This window comes from Enterococcus villorum, assembly GCF_007990225.1.
In the GTDB taxonomy this organism is placed as follows: Bacteria; Bacillota; Bacilli; order Lactobacillales; family Enterococcaceae; genus Enterococcus_B; species Enterococcus_B villorum.
Map to the genome: position 1 here is coordinate 1 of NZ_BJWF01000074.1, position 3,370 is coordinate 3,370.

The 3,370-nt window shown below is 35.5% G+C and carries 2 protein-coding genes and 1 pseudogene; all 3 read right to left on the reverse strand.

The window, feature by feature from the left end; genetic code table 11:
* Positions 1 to 634 precede the first annotated feature (634 nt).
* Positions 635 to 1,741 carry an NADH-dependent flavin oxidoreductase gene (locus EVI01_RS13230; RefSeq protein ID WP_010750258.1) on the reverse strand — a complete coding sequence of 369 codons (1,107 nt, stop codon included), beginning with the start codon at positions 1,739 to 1,741 and terminating at the stop codon, positions 635 to 637.
* Positions 1,742 to 1,821: 80 nt separating this feature from the next.
* Positions 1,822 to 2,256, reverse strand: coding sequence for a MarR family winged helix-turn-helix transcriptional regulator (locus tag EVI01_RS13235; protein WP_010750257.1), 435 nt, complete (start codon positions 2,254 to 2,256; stop codon positions 1,822 to 1,824).
* Between the two features lie 434 nt (positions 2,257 to 2,690).
* A pseudogene (locus tag EVI01_RS13240) lies at positions 2,691 to 3,370 on the reverse strand (hypothetical protein); the annotation flags it as partial.

Below are 3,370 nucleotides of genomic sequence, written 5' to 3' on the forward strand. Positions count from 1 at the left end.
TTCCTCTTTAAAAAAAGCACAACGCACCGGTTCAATTATTTCATTATAAAACTTGTAATAAAACGTTTCTTTTTCCAGTAATTCCACACTCTCACTCCTTATAGTTATATACACTCATTTTCTTTATTTTACCATGTCGTTTCTTTTAATTTGAAATGCACTCAAAACATCTTTTTCATAAAGAAGAAGTTTTTGAAAGGTCAATAAAATCAATGCTAGGTCGATTTTGATGAATAGCGATAACACAAGCTTTTGTATTCTTTACATCGCCGAAAAATACTTCTTTAAGAATTAACATTCGTCCTTTCATAAAGTAGCTCAAAAAAATAGCAGAAGAAATAATCTTCTGCTACTTTTCTTATTGTCTATTTAATCGCCAACTGTCTCTAGAAAAACTCATATTGGGCGATATTCTCTTGTGCTAGTAAAAGTAAATCATCTGAATGGATGTTTTCTAGTCTCAAGAACTTACTTAGTACTTGATTTTGAAAATCTTTTCTTAGTAAACGATCCGATCCCGCCTTATTCAATATACTTTGTGACACTAGAGGAATATAGTCAATCTATTGGATACTTTGGTTCTAACTTCCCTATTGATTAGAACATTCCCTCTCTTTATATTGCTTTTGCTCTATTAGATATTAACTGTTGATTGGTAGCGGACTTTTAAAAAATTATATAATGGATTTGGCAAATACAGTTCTTGATAGGCTTGTGCAAAGGGTTTTGTGACTAATTCAGCATCACGATTTTCGCTTAATTTTACTGCCCATTCAGGATCGACAAGCAATTGTTGTCCGACTGCGACAAGTTCTGCATCGGCTAAAACGGCCTCCACATCTTTGCGATTGCGAACATTTCCCACACCAACTAAGGGAATTTTCCCTTGTAATGTTTCGTGAACATAACGAAGGATTGATTTTTGATTGTAACTATCTGAACGTGCGATGCGATCATAGGTGTTTAGCGAAACATGCAGATAATCCAATTTTGTTTCTCTTAATTGTTCTACCAACCAGATCGTTTCTTCAAAACGAATGCCTGGTGTTTCAAATTCTTCTGGAGAAAAACGATAACCAACGATAAAAGGTTTCTTCGCATAAGTGTCTACTGCTTGAAAGACACTTTTTAATAATTCATCAATAAAACGATAGCGATTTTCTAAGCTACCACCCCATTGATCATTACGACGATTAGAATGTGGTGAAAAGAATTGTTGGATTAAATAAGTATTCGCACCATGCAACTCCACGCCATCAAAACCCGCTTCAATCGCTCTTCTAGTTGCTTCACCAAAAGCTTGAATGGTTTCTTTAATCTCTGCTTCACTTAATGCACGAGGCGTTTCAGCATGTGGGCGTTCAGCAGGAACAGCACTGGCAGAAACCGTTTGTTCACCCGATAAAGTGGCTCGATTGGTCATGCGTCCACCATGGAAAATTTGAACAATTGCTTTTGCTCCATTTTCTTTGATAGCTGTCGCTAGATCACTTAACCGGGGAACCATTTCATCGTGCGCTATGCTTAATTCTCCTGGCCAACCTTTTCCCAAATCTTGGACATTTGCGGCACCGGTAATAACGGCACCAAGTCCTTTTGAACGTTCAGCATAATAGTTTATCTCATCTTCTGTAATTACACCATTGAAAAAACTAAGTTGTGTCGTCATGGGCGCCATCATCAATCGATTATTTAAAGTCGCTCCAGATGGAAAAGTCATTGATTCATTAAAATTTGCCATTGTTGATCCTCCATTCATTTTCTCTTTATCTATTAAAACACACGATTAGTTGCGCATGCAACTAACGGGGCTAAAAAAATTTATTTTTTTTGTAATTTTTCAGATGCTGCATTAATTTCTTTGGATAAATGCTCACTTTCTATCTGACCGAGAATGGCTTGATATGTCTGATGTAATTCTTCCCAACTATGATCAATTTCTTTGACAAATTCACGACCATGATCAGTCAAATACACAAGTGATAAACGTCCGTCAGTCACAGCTTTAACATATCCTTTATATTCTAATTTTTCAACAAAACGAGCAACGGTTGATGGCGCAGTGCAAAGCAGTTGGGCAATATCCTTTTGTGGTAACCCATCTTTTTCTTTTAAAATAAGTAAGATAAATCCATAAGTCGGTGTTAATCCCGTCTTTTTAAATGCTTCGTCAGCCATTTTGTTTAGCATACGATCTAATTTCTTCACACTAAAAAACAGGCAATCATTGAGTGCTTGTTCAATCGGTTTTTCCATATTTCACTCCCCCTATAATACCAGCGTAACATATCATAGTATGATTTCAGCTATTTGTCAAAAAGGTTATGACATAGTCATGAAAGTAGCGGTCAATTCCGAGTAAATAAGAAATACCTTTTTCAATTTTGGAAAATTATGGCTTACTGTTAAGGTATCGCTCCTTGAATCTCCTATTTTAGGTTGGCTTTGAACATCGTAGGAATAGGGGGTCTCATGATTTCACTCCACTAAAATAATAAGCTACTGAAATTCTTTCAACTGTCTCTTTCGCATCATGAGCTATTTCATCACCCATTCCTTGTCTGCGATATTTTGTGACTAGGATAAGAAAGAATTAAATCTAATTCTTTTAACCATTCTTTTCATTTGTCCGTTTGAAAAAACCTCCCTGTGTCACTTAATACAGGGAGGTTTACACACTTTTTTATAGACTACCTTGCAATAGCTGTCTCTCGTTTCATTACTGAAAGCTTCTCTAATTTTTCTTTATTATTTGTAGCGATACTTGCTAGTTTATCTGCAAGCCTTGGTTTTTCTTTATTATCTGTAGCCGTGCTTACTAATTTTTCTGAAAGACTTTGTTTCAATGAAAGGTCTCTTTTCTTTCTTCTATTATCATAGTGCTTCCTTGGATCTTCAAATTTCTTAAAGAGTTCCTCATACTCATTAAGAAATGGTGTTGCTTCCAGAGGGCTCATTTTTCCTTCTTTTACAAGAGCCTTTATATAATATTTCTCAATAAGTATGTGGGTTTCATCAAGATTTCTTTCAAACTCTAAACTTGGAATTAGCGTATTCTTTAGATAATCAAGTTCTCCTTTTATGTCTTCAATATTATTAGGAGGAACCTTCATATCTAAATGGGATTCTAACGTATTTTTTTGTCTACGTACTTCCTTTAGTTGACTCATTGTCAAGTTGAACCTTAATGCTAGTAGTTCATTTCTCTTTTGAATATATGCTTCTGGTTTATAAATAGTAGGGCACTCTATTGCTATGGGTCTCTCGGTCGTGGTTACATTTGTAGTTGTTGTTGGTATTTCTGGCGTTGCTGTATTTATAGCTGTTGTTGGACTTTCGATTGTGGTTGCATTTATGGTTGTTGTTGGGC

Excerpts from the sequence above, each read along its gene's own strand:
- EVI01_RS13235 (WP_010750257.1), bottom strand. The coding sequence starts at position 2,256 with ATGGAAAAACCGATTGAACAAGCACTCAATGATTGCCTGTTTTTTAGT.
- EVI01_RS13230 (WP_010750258.1), bottom strand. The coding sequence starts at position 1,741 with ATGGCAAATTTTAATGAATCAATGACTTTTCCATCTGGAGCGACTTTA.